The following is a 19,930-nucleotide window of genomic DNA, read 5'->3' as shown; positions in this document are numbered from 1 at the left end:
CTGACGCAAACCTCGGAGGGCTCCTGTTGAGTATGAGTAAAGTGCGTATAATCCGCCGCCATGACTCGTACTCGATCCTCCCGCACCCCAAAAAAACCACCTTCCAAGGGCTTGCGCCCCTGGCTGGGCTGGGCCCTTAAACTCAGTCTGGTTGGCCTTGTGGTGCTCGCCGGGTTCGCGGTTTACCTCGACGCCATCGTCCAGGAGAAGTTCTCCGGCAAGCGCTGGACCATCCCGGCGAAAGTGTATGCGCGCCCGCTCGAGCTGTTCGTCGGACAAAAGCTCAGTAAGAACGACTTTCTAACCGAGCTCGATGCCTTGGGCTATCGGCGCGAAAGCGCGGCCAACGGCCCTGGCGCCGCCTCGGTCAATGGCAATACCGTCGATCTGAATACCCGTGGCTTTCAGTTCTATGAAGGCATGGAGCAAGCGCAGCCGGTACGGGTGCGGTTCTCTGGCGACTACGTGGCCGAACTTTCGGCGACCAACGGTTCGAAGCTTTCGGTCGTGCGTCTTGAGCCACTGCTGATCGGTGGTCTGTACCCGAAAAACCTTGAAGACCGGATCCTGATCAAAATCGATCAGGTGCCGCCGTACTTGCTCGAGACTCTGGTGGCTGTTGAAGACCGCGACTTCTATCACCACTTTGGCGTTTCACCGAAGTCGATCGCTCGGGCGATCTGGGTCAACGGTTCGTCCGGCCGGATGCGCCAGGGCGGTAGTACCCTGACTCAACAGTTGGTCAAAAACTTCTACCTGACCAATGAACGCAGCCTGAGCCGCAAGCTCACCGAAGCGATGATGGCGCTGCTGCTTGAGCTGCATTACGACAAACCCGAAATCCTTGAGGCTTACCTCAATGAAGTGTTTGTCGGTCAGGACGGTCAGCGCGCGGTGCACGGTTTTGGTCTGGCCAGTCAGTTCTTCTTCAGCCAGCCGTTGGCCGAACTGAAGCTGCATCAAGTGGCGTTGCTGGTGGGCATGGTCAAAGGGCCGTCTTCCTACAACCCACGCCGTTATCCGGAACGTGCCCTTGAGCGGCGCAATCTGGTACTCGACGTGTTGCAGGAGCAAGGCGTCGCCACTGCCGAACAAGTCGAAGCCGCGAAGAAGATGCCGTTGGGCGTGACCAAGCGCGGCAGCCTGGCGGACAGCTCGTTCCCGGGATTCCTCGACCTGGTTAAACGTCAGCTGCGCGAAGACTATCGCGACGAAGACTTGACCGAAGAAGGTTTGCGGATCTTTACCAGTTTCGACCCGATCCTGCAGATGAAAGCTGAAGCGTCGGTCAACGACACCTTCAAGCGCCTGTCCGGGCGCAAGGGTTCCGATGAGGTTGAAGCGGCCATGGTCGTGACCAACCCGGAAACCGGTGAAGTGCAGGCCATGATTGGCAGTCGTCAGGCAGGTTTTGCCGGCTTCAACCGTGCGCTGGATGCTGTACGACCAATCGGCTCCTTGATCAAACCGGCGGTTTATCTGACAGCCCTGGAGAAACCGAGCCAGTACACCTTGACCAGTTGGCTATCGGACGACTCCTTCTCTGTCAAAGGCGCGGACGGTCAAGTCTGGAAACCGCAGAACTACGACCGCCGATCCCATGGCACCGTATTTCTGTATCAGGGCCTGGCGCATTCCTACAACCTGTCGACCGCGCGTCTCGGGTTGGCGGTGGGTGTACCGAATGTCCTGAAGACCCTGGCACGTCTCGGTGTGAGTCGCGAATTCCCGGCATTCCCGTCGATGTTGCTGGGCGCTGGCGGTCTGACCCCGATCGAAGTGGCGGCCATGTACCAGACGTTGGCCAACGGTGGTTTCAATACGCCGATGCGCGGGATCCGTAGCGTATTGACCGCTGAAGGCGAACCGCTCAAGCGTTATCCGTTCCAGATTCAGCAGCGCTTCGATCCGGCCTCCATTTACCTGATCCAGAGCGCCATGCAGCGGGTCATGCGTGAAGGTACCGGCAGTTCGGTTTACAACGTGTTGCCGAGAACCCTGACGCTGGCCGGCAAGACCGGTACCAGTAACGATTCGCGAGACAGCTGGTTTGCCGGTTTCAGTCAGGACCTGCTGGCAGTGGTCTGGCTGGGTCGCGATGACAACGGCAAGACACCGTTCACCGGTGCTACCGGTGCATTGCAAGTCTGGACCAGTTTCATGCGCAAGGCCGATCCGTTGCCGCTGGACATGCCGCAGCCAGATAACATTGTTCAGGCCTGGGTTGATTCACGCACTGGACAAGGCTCTGATGCCAACTGCCCAGGTGCCGTGCAGATGCCGTATATTCGCGGCAGCGAACCGCCTCCCGGTGCCGCTTGCGGTGGCGAAAGCCCTGTTTCCGGCGAAACGGTGATGGATTGGGTCAAAGGCTGGATGAATTAAGCAAAGAGGGTTTCAAGTGAACAAGTGGTTAATTCCAGCGGTTACCGCCGTGGCTTTGCTCAGCGGTTGCTCCTCCGTACAACGCGGTTCGATTCCTGTTGTGGATTCTGGCAGCGCTGTCTCCAACAATGAGCGAGTGTCGGCCAATGGCGGTTTCCGTCAGACGACGACAAAACGTCCTGCGCAAGCCCAGACTCAGGCAATTCCACAAGGTGATACCGGCGTCGTCGTGATGGTGCCAGGTGGCGGCGCAGTGGCGTCCGCACCGATCAGCTCTTCGCCAATCACGCCAGGCCCAATTACCCCGGGGCCGATCGATACCGCGCCGGTCCAGTCGGCACCGGTCAATCAGGGCAGCTACAGCATGCCGTCGACGCCGAGCGGGATTCCTTCGGCGAACGCCGGTGGCTTGTCTGCCGACGAGCAATTGGACGGTCCGGTTCTGGCCTTGCTGACTACCGCTCAGCAGCAACAGGCGAGCGGTGATCTCAACGGTGCGTCCTCCAGTCTTGAGCGCGCCCAGCGTGTCGCACCGCGTGAGCCACAAGTGCTTTATCGTCTGGCTCAGGTGCGCATGGCTCAAGGCGATGCGCCACAAGCCGAACAGTTTGCTCGGCGTGGCCTGACCTTCGCCAATGGTCGTCCGGCGCTTCAGGCCAGCCTGTGGGGATTGATCGCTCAGGCGCGTGAGAAACAGGGTGATTCCGCTGGCGCAGCATTGGCCCGTCAGAAGGCCAAGGTTTCGCTGTGATGGATGCACGCTTTCCGAAAATTGCCGAGCAGTTGCTGTTGATCGAGCGTGAGCTGCGGGTTCAGGGGTGGTGGGACGAAGTCTCACCATCCGCTGAAGCGCTTTCCAGCGTCGAGCCTTTCTCGGTCGACACGCTGGATTTCGAGCAGTGGCTGCAATGGATCTTCCTTGCGCGGATGAAGGTGATCCTCGAGCAGGATCTGCCCTTGCCAAATGCTTCGGGAATTCAGGAGATGGCCGAAATGGTCTTCGCCGCCCGTAATGTCCATGGCAAGGATCGGCAGCTGCAGGTGCTGCTCAAAGAGTTTGATCGACTGATTACCGCCTCCCGTTGAGCCGGAAGCTGCCAGCGTCTACTGGCAGTTACCCGCAATCTGTTGCTGTGCTTCGGTGATGCGCTCCTGACGTTGCTGGTCGGTCAGGCGGCGCATCTCACCGTCGACATCCTCCCGTATTCGCGGATTATTCTGCAGTTGAGCCAGGTTCGTTCGCGCCTGTTCGCAGAACACCTTCAGCTGAGCCTGCTGATCGGTGACCTGCTTTTTTACTTTTTTGTCGATGGCCTGTTGATCGCCAATGGCGCCGCTGCGTGGGGGTGGGGCCTGGATGCCGGCAGGGGGCGAGGGCGTGACCACAGTGGTGGCTTCCCGGCCTTGGGGCGGCTGGGCGTCGAAGTGGGTAACGCCCTGGGCGTCGACCCATTTGTAGATCTGGCCTGCCATGCATAAAGGGCTGATCAGCAGAGTGACCATGAAGAAGATCGTTCGCATGCCTTTTCCTTGTCATGGGTTGCGCAATTGAAGCTAACACAGTTGCTGTTTAGCGGTTTTTTCTTGCTTTCTCATGTGCTTAGTTCAATAAAGCACATAGACGACTTGACTTGGAGAGGACGAAACAGAAGAATCCAAAGTCCGCTGTAGAGGGACTGCCAGAAGCAGGCCCGCTCGGCAGATCATGAGGCGCACATCCGCGCCGACCTGTTACACCCGCAACGCGTTACCTCGCGCTGGGTGGGAAAGGCCCGCAACACTTGGGACGATCCCAATACTTGCTCAGTCAGTGCTGACGTAGTCGGCGACCACCGTCGCTCATGCTCTGCTGAGAAGTAAACCTATTAAGACCCGTCTTCTTTTATGTGGGCGGTATTCTGGCGTTTTAGAGGTGAACAACGTGGAGCTTTTATCTGGCGGTGAGATGCTCGTCCGCTTTTTGCGTGACGAAGGCGTCAAATATATCTACGGGTACCCGGGTGGTGCTCTGCTTCATGTTTACGATGCCCTGTTCAAAGAACCGGAAGTAACCCACATCCTCGTTCGTCACGAACAGGCTGCGACCCATATGGCTGACGGTTATGCTCGTGCCACCGGTAAAGCCGGTGTGGTACTGGTCACCTCCGGCCCGGGCGCAACCAACGCCATCACCGGTATTGCCACGGCCTACATGGACTCCATTCCGATGGTGATCATTTCCGGCCAGGTGCCTAGCAACATGGTAGGCACTGACGCGTTTCAGGAAACCGACATGATCGGTATCTCCCGGCCGATCGTGAAGCACAGCTTCATGATCAAGCACGCCTCGGAAATCCCGGAAGTCATGAAGAAAGCGTTCTACCTGGCGCAATCCGGTCGTCCGGGTCCGGTCGTGGTCGATATCCCGAAAGACATGACCAACCCGGCCGAGAAGTTCGAATACATCTTCCCGAAAAAAGCCAAGCTGCGTTCCTACAGCCCAGCCGTTCGCGGTCACTCCGGGCAAATCCGCAAGGCAGCAGAAATGCTCCTGGCGGCCAAGCGTCCTGTGATGTACGCAGGCGGCGGTGTGATCCTCGGTGGTGGCTCCGCGCCGCTGACCGAATTGGCGAAGATGCTCAACCTGCCAGTGACCAATACCCTGATGGGCCTGGGTGCCTACCCTGGCACCGACCGTCAGTTCATCGGCATGCTCGGCATGCACGGCAGCTACACCGCCAACCTGGCGATGCACCATGCTGACGTGATCCTCGCAGTCGGTGCGCGTTTCGATGACCGCGTGATCAACGGCCCGGCGAAGTTCTGCCCGAACGCCAAGATCATTCACATCGACATCGACCCGGCTTCGATCTCCAAGACCATCAAGGCCGACGTTCCTATTGTTGGCCCGGTGGAAAGTGTCCTGACCGAAATGGTCGCGATCCTCAAGGAAATTGGCGAGACCCCGAACAAGGAGTCCGTTGCCAGTTGGTGGAAGCAGGTTGATGAGTGGCGCGGTGATCGCGGCCTGTTCCCTTACGACAAGGGCGACGGCAGCGTCATCAAGCCGCAGACCGTGATCGAAACCCTGTGCGAAGTGACCAAGGGCGATGCTTTTGTGGCCTCCGACGTGGGCCAGCACCAAATGTTCGCGGCGCAGTACTACACGTTCAACAAGCCGAACCGCTGGATCAACTCCGGTGGCTTGGGCACCATGGGCTTCGGTTTTCCGGCGGCCATGGGCATTAAGTTGAGCTTCCCGGATGCCGACGTCGCCTGCGTAACGGGCGAGGGCAGCATCCAGATGAACATTCAGGAACTGTCCACCTGTCTGCAATATGGCTTGCCGGTGAAAATCGTGATCCTGAACAACGGTGTTCTGGGTATGGTTCGCCAGTGGCAAGACATGAGCTATGGCAGCCGTCACTCGCATTCCTACATGGAGTCGCTGCCTGACTTCGTCAAGTTGGCGGAGGCCTATGGTCACGTCGGCATGCGCATCACCGACTCGAAAGATTTGAAGTCGAAGATGGAGGAAGCGTTCGCCATGAAAGATCGTCTGGTGATCATCGATGTTTCGGTCGACACCAGCGAGCACGTCTACCCGATGCAGATCAAAGACGGCTCCATGCGCGATATGTGGCTGAGCAAGACGGAGCGTACTTAATCATGCGGCACATTATTTCCTTGCTTCTGGAAAACGAACCGGGCGCTCTGTCTCGTGTAGTCGGCCTGTTCTCGCAGCGCAACTACAACATCGAAAGCCTGACCGTGGCACCTACCGAGGACCCGACCCTGTCGCGTCTGACGTTGACCACGGTCGGTCATGATGAAGTGATTGAGCAGATCACCAAGAACCTGAACAAGCTGATCGAAGTGGTCAAATTGGTCGACCTGTCGGAGAGTGCTCACATCGAGCGCGAACTGATGCTGGTCAAGGTCAAGGCCACCGGCGCCCAGCGCGCCGAGATCAAGCGTACGACCGATATTTATCGTGGGCAGATCGTCGATGTCAGCGCTAGCGTGTATACCGTTCAATTGACCGGTACCAGCGACAAGCTCGACAGCTTCATTCAGTCCATTGGCACCGCCTCGATTCTGGAAACCGTCCGCAGCGGCGTAACCGGTATCGCCCGCGGCGACAAAGTACTCAGCATCTAAACCAAATTAGCGAATGGCCTGAACGGCCTGGATATATAGGGGAAATTCATGAAAGTTTATTACGAAAAAGACTGCGACCTGTCGATCATCCAGGGCAAGAAAGTTGCCATCATCGGTTACGGCTCCCAAGGTCACGCTCAAGCGTGCAACCTGAAAGACTCCGGCGTTGACGTTACCGTTGGCCTGCGTAAAGGTTCGGCCACTGTTGCCAAAGCAGAAGCCCACGGCCTGAAAGTGACTGACGTTGCTTCCGCTGTTGCAGCTGCCGACGTGGTCATGATCCTGACCCCGGACGAGTTCCAGTCCGCTCTGTACAAGAACGAAATCGAGCCGAACATCAAGAAAGGCGCCACCCTGGCCTTCTCCCACGGTTTCGCGATCCACTACAACCAGGTTGTGCCGCGCGCTGACCTCGACGTGATCATGATCGCGCCGAAAGCTCCGGGCCACACCGTGCGTTCCGAATTCGTGAAGGGCGGCGGTATTCCTGATCTGATCGCTATCTATCAGGACGCCTCGGGCAACGCCAAGAACGTTGCGCTGTCGTACGCCGCTGGCGTTGGTGGCGGTCGTACCGGCATCATCGAAACCACCTTCAAGGACGAGACCGAAACCGACCTGTTCGGTGAACAAGCCGTTCTGTGCGGCGGTACCGTTGAGCTGGTCAAAGCCGGTTTCGAAACCCTGGTTGAAGCTGGCTACGCGCCAGAAATGGCCTACTTCGAGTGCCTGCACGAACTGAAGCTGATCGTTGACCTCATGTACGAAGGCGGTATCGCCAACATGAACTACTCGATCTCCAACAACGCTGAATACGGCGAGTACGTGACCGGTCCGGAAGTGATTAACGCCGAATCCCGTCAGGCCATGCGCAACGCCCTGAAACGTATTCAGGACGGCGAATACGCCAAGATGTTCATCAGCGAAGGCGCAACCGGCTATCCTTCGATGACCGCCAAGCGTCGTAACAACGCCGCTCACGGTATCGAAATCATCGGTGAGCAATTGCGCTCCATGATGCCGTGGATCGGTGCCAACAAGATCGTCGACAAAGCTAAAAACTAAGTCGCGCACTTGTACGGAAAACGCGGCTTAGGCCGCGTTTTTTCGTTTGGGTCACCGGTTCTGGTATAAAGCTGCATCGTCTGCGGCCGAACCGTCGTCCCAGACACCTGTCCAAACTTTCCACCCCGTTGCAAGGTAATGTCCATGAGCGAACGTCCCGAAGAGCCAAACCAGGCTTCTGACGCCGAAAGTCTGCTGCCCATCGATGAACACATCGAGGAAGGGCATGACGCTGAAGGTCGTAAAGTCCGGCATCGTGGTATCTATCTTCTGCCGAATTTGTTCACCACTGCGAATCTGTTCGCAGGGTTTTATTCCATCATCAACTCGATGAGCGCCCAGAGCGCCTTGAGTGCCGGTGATTCGATTGGTGCGAGCAAGTATTTTGCATTTGCAGCGATTGCGATTTTTGTCGCGATGGTGCTCGACGGCCTCGATGGTCGCGTTGCCCGTATGACCAATACCCAGAGTGCCTTCGGTGCCGAGTACGACTCGCTGTCGGACATGGTCGCCTTTGGTGTTGCGCCGGCCTTGTTGGCGTTCGGTTGGGCATTGGGCGACATGGGTAAGGTCGGCTGGATGGTCGCCTTCATTTATGTCGCTGGCGCGGCGTTGCGCTTGGCGCGTTTCAATACCCAGGTCGGCACCGCGGACAAGCGCTACTTCATCGGCCTGGCCAGTCCGGCTGCTGCTGGTGTGGTCGCAGGCATAGTCTGGGCATTCAGTGATTACGGTATTCAGGGCTCCAAGATGTCCTTCCTGGTTGCGCTAATGGTCGCAGCTGCCGGCATGCTGATGGTCAGCAACATCAAGTACAACAGCTTCAAAGAGCTGGATTTGAAAGGGCGCGTACCATTCGTGGCGATTCTCGTCGTGGTGCTGGTGTTTGCCGTGGTTTTCAGTGATCCGCCGCGCATTCTGCTGCTGGTTTTCCTTGCCTATGCGGCTTCTGGTCCGGTGCAGTATCTATTGCGTCTTCGTCGGCACAAAAGCGCCGAGTGATGTAATTTCCCTCATACTCCGCAGTCTATTGGTACATCTGTCCTCCAATGCTGCGGAGTTGCCATGCTGATCAAAGTCTCCAAAGCGTCTGACTGCCATGAGTCGGACGTCACGCCTGAATCCTTCTATCTATCTCGTCGCGATGTTCTTGGCGCCGCCGTTGCCGGTCTGGCCGTGAGCAGCCTGCCGCGTTGGGCCTCTGCCGACGATGCTGCGCGTTATGCTGATGTCGAGCCTGGCAAGGCGCCTTCCTGGTTTGCCGAAAAACTTCCTTCTACGAAGTGGGGCGCGGTCAACGTCAAGGATGAGGCGATCACGCCATTCAAGGACGCCACCCATTACAACAACTTCTATGAGTTCGGCACCGATAAAGGTGATCCCGCTGCCAACGCTGGCGCGCTGAAAACCGAGCCTTGGAGCGTGGTGGTGGACGGGGAGGTAGGCAAGCCGGGACGGTACGCACTGGAAGACTTCATGAAGCCTTATCAGTTGGAGGAGCGCATTTACCGTCTTCGCTGTGTAGAGGCTTGGTCGATGGTCATTCCATGGATCGGTTTTCCCATCTCGGCGTTACTCAGGGAGGTCGAACCAACTTCCAAAGCCAAATTCATACGCTTCGAAACCCTGGAGGACCCCAAGAGCATGCCCGGGCAGCGTTCCGGTTTTGCCTTGATCGACTGGCCTTATGTGGAAGGGCTACGTCTGGATGAGGCGATGAATCCGTTGGCGATTCTTGCTGTGGGTATGTATGGGCGGGAGTTGCCTAATCAGAACGGCGCGCCTCTGCGTTTGGTGGTGCCTTGGAAGTATGGTTTCAAGAGCGTTAAATCTATCGTGCGGATCAGTCTGGTGAGCGAGCAGCCGAAAACCACTTGGCAGAGCATTGCTTCGGATGAGTATGGTTTTTATGCGAACGTGAATCCTACGGTCGACCATCCTCGTTGGACTCAGGCACGTGAGCGGCGTTTGCCGAGTGGGCTGTTCAAGCCCAATGTGCGGGACACGCAGATGTTCAATGGCTACTCGGATGAAGTCGCCTCTCTATACACAGGGCTCGATTTGCGGAAGAACTATTGATGCGATTTCCGTTTTGGCGAATTGGTGTCTTTATAGCGGCAGGGGTGTGGCCGCTGCTTTGGCTGTACCAGGCCTGGGAGGATGTGCTCGGGCCTGACCCGGGCAAGGTGCTGGTTGACCGGTTGGGGCAGGGGACACTTGTCCTGCTGCTCATTACTTTGAGCATGACACCTCTGCAGAAGCTTACCGGTTGGGCGGGGTGGATTGCGGTCCGACGGCAATTGGGGTTGTGGTGCTTCGCTTATGTGGTTTTGCATTTGAGTGGGTATACCGCATTCATCCTTGGCTTTGATTGGTCGCAGTTGGGTGTCGAGTTGCGTAAGCGGCCATACATTATTGTCGGGACGCTGGGGTTTCTCTGTTTATTGGCGTTGGCGGTGACCTCAAATCGCTATAGTCAGCGGCGGTTGGGTTCTCGCTGGAAGAAATTGCATCGTCTTTCCTACGTGGTTCTCGGGCTTGGTTTGCTGCACATGTTGTGGATTGTTCGCGCCGATCTAAAGGAGTGGGCGGTCTACGCCTCTATAGGTGCATTACTATTGGTGTTGCGGATACCGTCTGTAACCCGCCGAATCCCCCGTTTAATTGCTAAAAAGGCACCTTCTGCGAGAAAAGCGTAATTAGGTGTTGACGGCAGATTCTGGACGTCTATAATTCGCCCCACTTCCGGCGCAGTCGAAACGGAAAACTCCTTGGTAAACAATGAGTTACGCAGTTTTCGACAGTGAGTAGCTTCAGGTCATCGAAGCCCAGAAGGAGTTGAAAGAGCGGGGTTGTTTGGCTCTTTTAACGGTTCGATCTTCTCGGTCGAAAGCGGTGTAAAAGAGGTGTTGACAGCAGCGAGTAACGCTGTAGAATTCGCCTCCCGCTAACGAGAGATCGAAAGCGCAAGTGGTTGAAGTTACAAAGGAAACTTTGAAAACTTCTTAAAATAATCGCTTGACAGTAACAGGGGCTGCTGTAGAATGCGCGCCTCGGTTGAGACGAAAGATCTTAACCAACCGCTCTTTAACAACTGAATCAAGCAATTCGTGTGGGTGCTTGTGGAGTCAGACTGATAGTCAACAAGATTATCAGCATCACAAGTTACTCCGCGAGAAATCAAAGATGTAACCAACGATTGCTGAGCCAAGTTTAGGGTTTCTTAAAAACCCAAAGATGTTTGAACTGAAGAGTTTGATCATGGCTCAGATTGAACGCTGGCGGCAGGCCTAACACATGCAAGTCGAGCGGCAGCACGGGTACTTGTACCTGGTGGCGAGCGGCGGACGGGTGAGTAATGCCTAGGAATCTGCCTGGTAGTGGGGGATAACGCTCGGAAACGGACGCTAATACCGCATACGTCCTACGGGAGAAAGCAGGGGACCTTCGGGCCTTGCGCTATCAGATGAGCCTAGGTCGGATTAGCTAGTTGGTGAGGTAATGGCTCACCAAGGCGACGATCCGTAACTGGTCTGAGAGGATGATCAGTCACACTGGAACTGAGACACGGTCCAGACTCCTACGGGAGGCAGCAGTGGGGAATATTGGACAATGGGCGAAAGCCTGATCCAGCCATGCCGCGTGTGTGAAGAAGGTCTTCGGATTGTAAAGCACTTTAAGTTGGGAGGAAGGGCATTTACCTAATACGTAAGTGTTTTGACGTTACCGACAGAATAAGCACCGGCTAACTCTGTGCCAGCAGCCGCGGTAATACAGAGGGTGCAAGCGTTAATCGGAATTACTGGGCGTAAAGCGCGCGTAGGTGGTTCGTTAAGTTGGATGTGAAATCCCCGGGCTCAACCTGGGAACTGCATTCAAAACTGTCGAGCTAGAGTATGGTAGAGGGTGGTGGAATTTCCTGTGTAGCGGTGAAATGCGTAGATATAGGAAGGAACACCAGTGGCGAAGGCGACCACCTGGACTGATACTGACACTGAGGTGCGAAAGCGTGGGGAGCAAACAGGATTAGATACCCTGGTAGTCCACGCCGTAAACGATGTCAACTAGCCGTTGGGAGCCTTGAGCTCTTAGTGGCGCAGCTAACGCATTAAGTTGACCGCCTGGGGAGTACGGCCGCAAGGTTAAAACTCAAATGAATTGACGGGGGCCCGCACAAGCGGTGGAGCATGTGGTTTAATTCGAAGCAACGCGAAGAACCTTACCAGGCCTTGACATCCAATGAATCTGCTAGAGATAGCGGAGTGCCTTCGGGAACATTGAGACAGGTGCTGCATGGCTGTCGTCAGCTCGTGTCGTGAGATGTTGGGTTAAGTCCCGTAACGAGCGCAACCCTTGTCCTTAGTTACCAGCACGTGATGGTGGGCACTCTAAGGAGACTGCCGGTGACAAACCGGAGGAAGGTGGGGATGACGTCAAGTCATCATGGCCCTTACGGCCTGGGCTACACACGTGCTACAATGGTCGGTACAGAGGGTTGCCAAGCCGCGAGGTGGAGCTAATCCCAGAAAACCGATCGTAGTCCGGATCGCAGTCTGCAACTCGACTGCGTGAAGTCGGAATCGCTAGTAATCGCGAATCAGAATGTCGCGGTGAATACGTTCCCGGGCCTTGTACACACCGCCCGTCACACCATGGGAGTGGGTTGCACCAGAAGTAGCTAGTCTAACCTTCGGGAGGACGGTTACCACGGTGTGATTCATGACTGGGGTGAAGTCGTAACAAGGTAGCCGTAGGGGAACCTGCGGCTGGATCACCTCCTTAATCGACGACATCAGCTGCTCCATAAGTTCCCACACGAATTGCTTGATTCATTGAAGAAGACGATAAGAAGCAGCCCTAAGGGGTTGTAGCTTGGTTGGTTAGAGCGCACCCGATGCTCGGTGGTAGAGAGCAGGGTGAGGTCGGCCTTATAGCTCGAAATTGGGTCTGTAGCTCAGTTGGTTAGAGCGCACCCCTGATAAGGGTGAGGTCGGCAGTTCGAATCTGCCCAGACCCACCAATTTTGTGTGGGAAACGCCTGTAGAAATACGGGGCCATAGCTCAGCTGGGAGAGCGCCTGCCTTGCACGCAGGAGGTCAACGGTTCGATCCCGTTTGGCTCCACCACTAACTGCTTCTGTTGTTGAAAGCTTAGAAATGAGCATTCCATCGTGACGATGGTGAATGTTGATTTCTAGTCTTTGGCTAGATCGTTCTTTAAAAATTTGGGTATGTGATAGAAAGATAGACTGGGCAACACTTTCACTGGTGTTGTTACAGGCTAAGGTAAAATTTGTGAGTTGCTCTTAATGAGTAAGAATGCGAATTTTCGGCGAATGTCGTCTTCACAGTATAACCAGATTGCTTGGGGTTATATGGTCAAGTGAAGAAGCGCATACGGTGGATGCCTTGGCAGTCAGAGGCGATGAAAGACGTGGTAGCCTGCGAAAAGCTTCGGGGAGTCGGCAAACAGACTTTGATCCGGAGATGTCTGAATGGGGGAACCCAGCCATCATAAGATGGTTATCTTAAGCTGAATACATAGGCTTAAGAGGCGAACCAGGGGAACTGAAACATCTAAGTACCCTGAGGAAAAGAAATCAACCGAGATTCCCTTAGTAGTGGCGAGCGAACGGGGACTAGCCCTTAAGTGGCTTTGAGATTAGCGGAACGTTCTGGAAAGTACGGCCATAGTGGGTGATAGCCCTGTACGCGAAAATCTCTTAGTCATGAAATCGAGTAGGACGGAGCACGAGAAACTTTGTCTGAATATGGGGGGACCATCCTCCAAGGCTAAATACTACTGACTGACCGATAGTGAACTAGTACCGTGAGGGAAAGGCGAAAAGAACCCCGGAGAGGGGAGTGAAATAGATCCTGAAACCGTATGCGTACAAGCAGTGGGAGCCCACTTTGTTGGGTGACTGCGTACCTTTTGTATAATGGGTCAGCGACTTATTTTCAGTGGCGAGCTTAACCGAATAGGGGAGGCGTAGCGAAAGCGAGTCTTAATAGGGCGTCTAGTCGCTGGGAATAGACCCGAAACCGGGCGATCTATCCATGGGCAGGTTGAAGGTTGGGTAACACTAACTGGAGGACCGAACCGACTACCGTTGAAAAGTTAGCGGATGACCTGTGGATCGGAGTGAAAGGCTAATCAAGCTCGGAGATAGCTGGTTCTCCTCGAAAGCTATTTAGGTAGCGCCTCATGTATCACTGTAGGGGGTAGAGCACTGTTTCGGCTAGGGGGTCATCCCGACTTACCAAACCGATGCAAACTCCGAATACCTACAAGTGCCGAGCATGGGAGACACACGGCGGGTGCTAACGTCCGTCGTGAAAAGGGAAACAACCCAGACCGTCAGCTAAGGTCCCAAAGTTATGGTTAAGTGGGAAACGATGTGGGAAGGCTTAGACAGCTAGGAGGTTGGCTTAGAAGCAGCCACCCTTTAAAGAAAGCGTAATAGCTCACTAGTCGAGTCGGCCTGCGCGGAAGATGTAACGGGGCTCAAACCATACACCGAAGCTACGGGTATCACTTAGGTGATGCGGTAGAGGAGCGTTCTGTAAGCCTGTGAAGGTGAGTTGAGAAGCTTGCTGGAGGTATCAGAAGTGCGAATGCTGACATGAGTAACGACAATGGGTGTGAAAAACACCCACGCCGAAAGACCAAGGTTTCCTGCGCAACGTTAATCGACGCAGGGTTAGTCGGTCCCTAAGGCGAGGCTGAAAAGCGTAGTCGATGGAAAACAGGTTAATATTCCTGTACTTCTGGTTATTGCGATGGAGGGACGGAGAAGGCTAGGCCAGCTTGGCGTTGGTTGTCCAAGTTTAAGGTGGTAGGCTGAGATCTTAGGTAAATCCGGGATCTTAAGGCCGAGAGCTGATGACGAGTTACCCTTTGGGTGACGAAGTGGTTGATGCCATGCTTCCAAGAAAAGCTTCTAAGCTTCAGGTAACCAGGAACCGTACCCCAAACCGACACAGGTGGTTGGGTAGAGAATACCAAGGCGCTTGAGAGAACTCGGGTGAAGGAACTAGGCAAAATGGCACCGTAACTTCGGGAGAAGGTGCGCCGGTGAGGGTGAAGCATTTACTGCGTAAGCCCATGCCGGTCGAAGATACCAGGCCGCTGCGACTGTTTATTAAAAACACAGCACTCTGCAAACACGAAAGTGGACGTATAGGGTGTGACGCCTGCCCGGTGCCGGAAGGTTAATTGATGGGGTTAGCTAACGCGAAGCTCTTGATCGAAGCCCCGGTAAACGGCGGCCGTAACTATAACGGTCCTAAGGTAGCGAAATTCCTTGTCGGGTAAGTTCCGACCTGCACGAATGGCGTAACGATGGCGGCGCTGTCTCCACCCGAGACTCAGTGAAATTGAAATCGCTGTGAAGATGCAGTGTATCCGCGGCTAGACGGAAAGACCCCGTGAACCTTTACTATAGCTTTGCACTGGACTTTGAATTTGCTTGTGTAGGATAGGTGGGAGGCTTTGAAGCGTGGACGCCAGTTCGCGTGGAGCCAACCTTGAAATACCACCCTGGCAACTTTGAGGTTCTAACTCAGGTCCGTTATCCGGATCGAGGACAGTGTATGGTGGGTAGTTTGACTGGGGCGGTCTCCTCCTAAAGAGTAACGGAGGAGTACGAAGGTGCGCTCAGACCGGTCGGAAATCGGTCGTAGAGTATAAAGGCAAAAGCGCGCTTGACTGCGAGACAGACACGTCGAGCAGGTACGAAAGTAGGTCTTAGTGATCCGGTGGTTCTGTATGGAAGGGCCATCGCTCAACGGATAAAAGGTACTCCGGGGATAACAGGCTGATACCGCCCAAGAGTTCATATCGACGGCGGTGTTTGGCACCTCGATGTCGGCTCATCACATCCTGGGGCTGAAGCCGGTCCCAAGGGTATGGCTGTTCGCCATTTAAAGTGGTACGCGAGCTGGGTTTAGAACGTCGTGAGACAGTTCGGTCCCTATCTGCCGTGGACGTTTGAGATTTGAGAGGGGCTGCTCCTAGTACGAGAGGACCGGAGTGGACGAACCTCTGGTGTTCCGGTTGTCACGCCAGTGGCATTGCCGGGTAGCTATGTTCGGAATAGATAACCGCTGAAAGCATCTAAGCGGGAAACTAGCCTCAAGATGAGATCTCACTGGGACCTTGAGTCCCCTGAAGGGCCGTCGAAGACTACGACGTTGATAGGTTGGGTGTGTAAGCGCTGTGAGGCGTTGAGCTAACCAATACTAATTGCCCGTGAGGCTTGACCATATAACACCCAAGCAATTTGCAGGCTTCGAGCTGAAAAGCGAAAGAGCACCAGATTGCGGTGTGTGAAGACGACACAGTCGAAAATTCGCAATGCAACACACAAATCTATCACTTACCCATTCGCTGGAGCGTGAACCTGCAAAGGCCCACGACCTGGCTACCGAATTTCTTGACGACCATAGAGCATTGGAACCACCTGATCCCATCCCGAACTCAGCAGTGAAACGATGCATCGCCGATGGTAGTGTGGGGTTTCCCCATGTGAGAGTAGGTCATCGTCAAGATTAAATTCCGAAACCCCTATCTGCGTATGCAGGTAGGGGTTTTGTTTGTCCGCAGGAAAGTAGCTTTCCAGTTACAGCACAAATTTGCACAGTTATTTTCGATCCATGACACTAGAATAGGTCCAACTTTTTCGGAGCCAGTGCCTCTATGTCACATCCGGTTGACGCCCCTGGGCTGTCAGAATTACCGTTGGACGACTTGGTAGCGTGTCATGAGTGCGACTTGCTGATGCGCAAACCCAAGCTCGCCCATGGCGAGAAAGCCATCTGTCCGCGCTGCGGTTACGAGCTCTACGCCCATCGGCATAACGTCGTACAGCGTAGTCTCGCCTTGGTTCTCGCCGCTCTGTTGTTGTATATCCCGGCGAATTTTTTACCCATCATGCAGCTCCATCTACTCGGGCAGTCATCGCATGACACTGTCTGGACCGGCGTTGTTGGCCTGTTCAGTACAGGAATGCAGGGCGTAGCAGTCGTGGTGTTTCTCTGCAGTATGGGAATCCCGCTGCTCAAGCTGCTTTGCCAATTAGTTGTACTGCTGAGTATTCGTTTTGATATCGGACGCAGTTACGGCCTGTTGCTCTACCGCATTTATCACCATTTACGCGATTGGGGGATGCTCGAGGTTTACCTCATGGGCGTACTGGTGGCGATCGTCAAACTGGCAGATATGGCAGCAATTACCGTCGGTCTTGGCCTGGCGTGCTTTATCGGTTTGTTATTAGTTCAGGTCTGGTTGGAGGTTGTGATGTCGCCTCATCAGATCTGGCAGGCTTTATCAGGAGAGGATGCCCATGCGGGCGATTGATGCAGGCATTCTTATTTGCACCGAATGCCATGAATTGAACAAGCAGGAAGCCGATACCAACGAGCAGGTCTGCACCCGTTGCGGTGCGCTGGTTCACGCCCGTCGTCCGAACAGTGTGGCGCGCACCTGGGCGCTGCTGGTGACCGCCGGGGTTCTCTACATCCCGGCCAACCTGCTGCCGATCATGACCGTCAGTTCACTGGGGCAGGGCGATCCCAGCACCATCATGTCCGGTGTGATCCAACTGGTTCAGCACGGCATGATTCCCATCGCCGCCGTGGTTTTTATCGCCAGTATTTTGGTACCAACGTTCAAATTGGTGGGCATTGCACTGCTGCTGTTTTCCGTGCAGCGCCGCCAGCCACTGTCAGCTCGCCAACGCATTTGGATGTACCGCTTTATTGAGTTCATTGGCCGCTGGTCAATGCTCGATATTTTTGTGATCGCCATCCTGGTGGCGGTTGTGAATTTCGGACGGCTTGCCAGCGTCGAAGCCAATCTTGGCGCCATCGCTTTCGCCAGTGTGGTGATTCTGACGATGCTTGCCGCAGTAACTTTCGATCCCCGACTGATTTGGGATAACACGGAGTCGGACGACGACCATGACTGATTTGCCTACAGCAAAAACCCGACCGGCCTCGAACTGGTCAGCAATTTGGGTGTTGCCCCTGATCGCCCTGATCATCGGCGGCTGGCTCGGCTGGCGTGCCTACAACGAGACCGGCATCGAGATTCAGGTGCGTTTCGAAAGTGGTGAAGGCATTCAGGCCAACAAGACCGAAGTTGTCTACAAAGGCATGTCGGTGGGTAAGGTGAAGACCCTCACACTTGATGACGAAGGCAGCGCTAAAGGCGTGATCGCCACCGTCGAAATGAACAAGGATGTGGAGCAATACCTGCGGACCAGCACCCGTTTCTGGCTGGTCAAGCCAAGCGTGACCCTGGCAGGCATCACTGGCCTGGAGACGCTGGTCTCGGGTAACTACGTCGCGATAAGCCCGGGCGAGGGTGAGCCGACTCGCAAGTTCAAAGCCCTGGCCGAAGAGCCGCCGCTGTCGGACGCCCAGCCCGGTTTGCACCTGACCATCAAGGCTGATCGCCTCGGCTCGTTAAACCGCGGCAGTCCGGTGTTCTACAAGCAGATCAAGGTTGGCCAGGTCAAAAGCTACTTGCTCTCCGAGGACCAGAGCACGGTTGAACTCAAAGTGTTCATCGAACCCACCTACGCCAAGCTGGTGCGCAAACACACGCGTTTCTGGAACGCCAGCGGCATCAGCATCGACGCCAACCTGTCGGGTGTAAAAGTGCGCAGCGAGTCCCTGGCCAGCATCGTCGCCGGCGGTATCGCGTTCGCCACGCCGGAGAACCGTAAGGACAGTCCGCCCACCGACCCGAGTCTGCCGTTCCGTCTCTACGAAGATTTCGATGCGGCCGCTGCCGGGATTCGGGTCAAGGTCAAACTCAGCGATTTCGAAGGCCTGCAGGCCGGTCGCACACCGGTGATGTACAAAGGTATCCAGGTCGGCAATCTGAAAACGCTGAAGGTCGATCCGGATCTGTCCGGCGCAACCGCCGAGTTGACCCTCGATCCATTAGCCGAAGATTACCTGGTCGAAGGCACTCAGTTCTGGGTGGTCAAACCGTCGATCTCGCTGGCGGGGATCACCGGCCTGGAAGCCCTGGTCAAAGGTAACTACATCGCCGTGCGTCCTGGCGACAAAGGCGCAGCGCCGCAACGCGAATTCGTGGCACGACCCAAGGCGCCGCCGCTGGATCTGCGCTCTCCGGGTTTGCATCTGGTGCTGTTCACCGAGAATCTGGGTTCACTGGAAGTCGGCAGCCCGATTCTCTACAAACAGGTCAAGGTCGGTTCGGTCCAGAGTTATCAGTTCTCTCGGACCAAAAAACAGCTGGTGGTCGGTGTACACATCGAGAAGGAATACGAAGGATTGGTCAATGCCTCGACACGCTTCTGGAATGCCAGCGGCATTACGCTGACGGGTGGGCTGACCGGTGGAATCCAAGTCAAAAGTGAGTCGCTGCAAAGCCTGATGGCTGGCGGTATCGCCTTCGAAACCCCGCAAGCGACAGCACCGTTGCGGAAGCGGATTCCGCGTTTCCGTCTGTTCGCCAGCCATGACGAGGCCAACCAGAAAGGCACTGTGGTCACGATCAAGGTTGATCGCGCTGATGGCTTACGCAACGGCACACCAGTGAGATTCAAAGGCCTGGATGTCGGCAAGATTGAAGACGTCGACCTCAGTGATGACCTGCAATCGGTGATGCTCACCGCACGAATCACAGAAGTGCCGGAGCGTATCGCTCAGGTTGGTAGTCAGTTCTGGGTAGTCAAACCTGAGCTGGGTCTGATCAAGACGTCCAACCTCGAAACGCTGGTCACTGGCCAATACATCGAAGTGCAGCCGGCCGCGAAAAACCTCGGTCCGCAGAAGAACTTCGTCGCCCTGACCAATCCGCCGGAAACCGCTAAACAAGAAGCTGGTTTGAGTCTGGTGTTGAGTGCTGCCCGCCGTGGTTCGCTGAAAACCGGTGTGCCGGTCACCTATCGCGAAATCACCGTGGGCAAAGTGACGGGCTATGAACTCGGCCAGACCGCCGATCGAGTGTTGGTGCACATCCTGATCGAGCCGAAGTACGCGCCGTTGGTGCGCAGCGGCACGCGTTTCTGGAACTCCAGTGGTTTCGGCTTTGATTACGGCTTGTTCAAAGGCGCGACGGTACGAACCGAATCGCTGGAGACGCTGATTCAGGGCGGCATCGCTTTCGCCACGCCGGACGGTGAGCGTATGGGCAGTCCGGCGCGACCCGAACAGACGTTCCCACTATTCGACAAGTTCGAAGACGAATGGCTGACTTGGGCGCCGAAGATTTCGATCGGCAAGTAAGCTTAAACAGCAGACATGAAAAAGGCCGCGATCCATTAGATCGCGGCCTTTTTTATTGCCTTCGATTAACGCAA

The 19,930-nt window shown here is 55.4% G+C and carries 13 protein-coding genes, 2 tRNA genes and 3 rRNA genes; 17 read left to right on the top strand and 1 reads right to left on the bottom strand.

What is annotated here, in order from left to right:
• Positions 1-60: 60 nt before the first annotated feature.
• From mrcB to ACYZTR_RS23890, 3 genes are read left to right on the top strand one after another with little or no spacing between them, the layout of a single operon-like run.
• Positions 61-2,385 (top strand): penicillin-binding protein 1B, encoded by a 2,325-nt coding sequence (gene mrcB, locus ACYZTR_RS23900; RefSeq protein WP_461974360.1) that lies wholly within the window; start codon positions 61-63, stop codon positions 2,383-2,385.
• 16 nt (positions 2,386-2,401) lie between these two features.
• Positions 2,402-3,136: a tetratricopeptide repeat protein gene (locus tag ACYZTR_RS23895; protein WP_461974358.1), complete on the top strand. Its 735-nt coding sequence runs from the start codon at positions 2,402-2,404 to the stop codon at positions 3,134-3,136.
• The gene (locus ACYZTR_RS23890) at positions 3,136-3,471 is read left to right on the top strand and encodes a YqcC family protein (protein ID WP_461974356.1); all 336 of its coding nucleotides are present in this window, start codon (positions 3,136-3,138) and stop codon (positions 3,469-3,471) included. Before ACYZTR_RS23895 ends, ACYZTR_RS23890 begins: the two co-directional genes overlap by 1 nt.
• 18 nt (positions 3,472-3,489) lie before the next feature.
• Here the strand turns inward: ACYZTR_RS23890 and ACYZTR_RS23885 are convergent, their stop codons facing one another.
• Positions 3,490-3,906 carry a DUF4124 domain-containing protein gene (locus ACYZTR_RS23885; protein WP_461974354.1) on the bottom strand — a complete coding sequence of 139 codons (417 nt, stop codon included), beginning with the start codon at positions 3,904-3,906 and terminating at the stop codon, positions 3,490-3,492.
• 400 nt (positions 3,907-4,306) lie between these two features.
• Here ACYZTR_RS23885 and ACYZTR_RS23880 point away from each other — a divergent pair, with 400 nt between their 5' ends.
• The 14 genes from ACYZTR_RS23880 (at position 4,307) to ACYZTR_RS23815 (ending at position 19,856) form a co-directional block, all read left to right on the top strand.
• Positions 4,307-6,031 carry an acetolactate synthase 3 large subunit gene (locus ACYZTR_RS23880; RefSeq protein WP_282381770.1) on the top strand — a complete coding sequence of 575 codons (1,725 nt, stop codon included), beginning with the start codon at positions 4,307-4,309 and terminating at the stop codon, positions 6,029-6,031.
• A gap of 2 nt (positions 6,032-6,033) precedes the next feature.
• Complete coding sequence (gene ilvN, locus ACYZTR_RS23875; protein WP_003176102.1) at positions 6,034-6,525, top strand: acetolactate synthase small subunit; 492 nt, start codon at positions 6,034-6,036, stop codon at positions 6,523-6,525.
• 48 nt (positions 6,526-6,573) lie between these two features.
• Complete coding sequence (gene ilvC / locus ACYZTR_RS23870; protein ID WP_048724408.1) at positions 6,574-7,590, top strand: ketol-acid reductoisomerase; 1,017 nt, start codon at positions 6,574-6,576, stop codon at positions 7,588-7,590.
• Between the two features lie 144 nt (positions 7,591-7,734).
• Positions 7,735-8,592, top strand: coding sequence for a CDP-diacylglycerol--serine O-phosphatidyltransferase (gene pssA, locus ACYZTR_RS23865; protein ID WP_461974351.1), 858 nt, complete (start codon positions 7,735-7,737; stop codon positions 8,590-8,592).
• Positions 8,593-8,655: 63 nt separating this feature from the next.
• A complete protein-coding gene (gene msrP / locus ACYZTR_RS23860; protein ID WP_461974349.1) occupies positions 8,656-9,669 on the top strand; it encodes a protein-methionine-sulfoxide reductase catalytic subunit MsrP in 1,014 nt (337 codons plus the stop codon).
• A complete protein-coding gene (msrQ, locus tag ACYZTR_RS23855) occupies positions 9,669-10,289 on the top strand; it encodes a protein-methionine-sulfoxide reductase heme-binding subunit MsrQ (protein ID WP_461974347.1) in 621 nt (206 codons plus the stop codon). Before msrP ends, msrQ begins: the two co-directional genes overlap by 1 nt.
• Positions 10,290-10,833: 544 nt before the next feature.
• A 16S ribosomal RNA gene (locus ACYZTR_RS23850) occupies positions 10,834-12,372 on the top strand.
• Between the two features lie 161 nt (positions 12,373-12,533).
• A tRNA-Ile gene (locus ACYZTR_RS23845) sits at positions 12,534-12,610 on the top strand.
• 30 nt (positions 12,611-12,640) lie between these two features.
• A tRNA-Ala gene (locus ACYZTR_RS23840) sits at positions 12,641-12,716 on the top strand.
• A 250-nt stretch (positions 12,717-12,966) separates the two neighbouring features.
• Positions 12,967-15,858: ribosomal RNA gene (locus ACYZTR_RS23835) — 23S ribosomal RNA — on the top strand.
• Positions 15,859-16,026: 168 nt separating this feature from the next.
• Positions 16,027-16,142: ribosomal RNA gene (gene rrf / locus ACYZTR_RS23830) — 5S ribosomal RNA — on the top strand.
• The 16S, 23S and 5S rRNA genes sit together here with 2 tRNA genes alongside, the layout of an rRNA operon.
• A gap of 148 nt (positions 16,143-16,290) precedes the next feature.
• Positions 16,291-16,950 (top strand): paraquat-inducible protein A, encoded by a 660-nt coding sequence (locus ACYZTR_RS23825; RefSeq protein WP_461974345.1) that lies wholly within the window; start codon positions 16,291-16,293, stop codon positions 16,948-16,950.
• Entirely contained in the window at positions 16,937-17,560 is a 624-nt protein-coding gene (locus tag ACYZTR_RS23820) for a paraquat-inducible protein A (RefSeq protein ID WP_461974343.1), read from the top strand. Before ACYZTR_RS23825 ends, ACYZTR_RS23820 begins: the two co-directional genes overlap by 14 nt.
• Positions 17,553-19,856: a PqiB family protein gene (locus tag ACYZTR_RS23815; protein WP_461974341.1), complete on the top strand. Its 2,304-nt coding sequence runs from the start codon at positions 17,553-17,555 to the stop codon at positions 19,854-19,856. The genes ACYZTR_RS23820 and ACYZTR_RS23815 overlap by 8 nt, the downstream gene beginning before the upstream one ends.
• Positions 19,857-19,930 lie beyond the last annotated feature (74 nt).

The organism is Pseudomonas sp. Hz4 (assembly GCF_054898165.1).
This window is presented reverse-complemented; position numbering and strand designations above follow the sequence as displayed.

Coding starts and splice junctions, on each gene's coding strand:
- mrcB (WP_461974360.1), top strand. CDS start 61: ATGACTCGTACTCGATCCTCCCGCACCCCAAAAAAACCACCTTCCAAG.
- ACYZTR_RS23890 (WP_461974356.1), top strand. CDS start 3,136: ATGGATGCACGCTTTCCGAAAATTGCCGAGCAGTTGCTGTTGATCGAG.
- ACYZTR_RS23885 (WP_461974354.1), bottom strand. CDS start 3,906: ATGCGAACGATCTTCTTCATGGTCACTCTGCTGATCAGCCCTTTATGC.
- ilvN (WP_003176102.1), top strand. CDS start 6,034: ATGCGGCACATTATTTCCTTGCTTCTGGAAAACGAACCGGGCGCTCTG.
- ilvC (WP_048724408.1), top strand. CDS start 6,574: ATGAAAGTTTATTACGAAAAAGACTGCGACCTGTCGATCATCCAGGGC.
- pssA (WP_461974351.1), top strand. CDS start 7,735: ATGAGCGAACGTCCCGAAGAGCCAAACCAGGCTTCTGACGCCGAAAGT.
- msrP (WP_461974349.1), top strand. CDS start 8,656: ATGCTGATCAAAGTCTCCAAAGCGTCTGACTGCCATGAGTCGGACGTC.
- msrQ (WP_461974347.1), top strand. CDS start 9,669: ATGCGATTTCCGTTTTGGCGAATTGGTGTCTTTATAGCGGCAGGGGTG.
- ACYZTR_RS23825 (WP_461974345.1), top strand. CDS start 16,291: ATGTCACATCCGGTTGACGCCCCTGGGCTGTCAGAATTACCGTTGGAC.
- ACYZTR_RS23820 (WP_461974343.1), top strand. CDS start 16,937: ATGCGGGCGATTGATGCAGGCATTCTTATTTGCACCGAATGCCATGAA.
- ACYZTR_RS23815 (WP_461974341.1), top strand. CDS start 17,553: ATGACTGATTTGCCTACAGCAAAAACCCGACCGGCCTCGAACTGGTCA.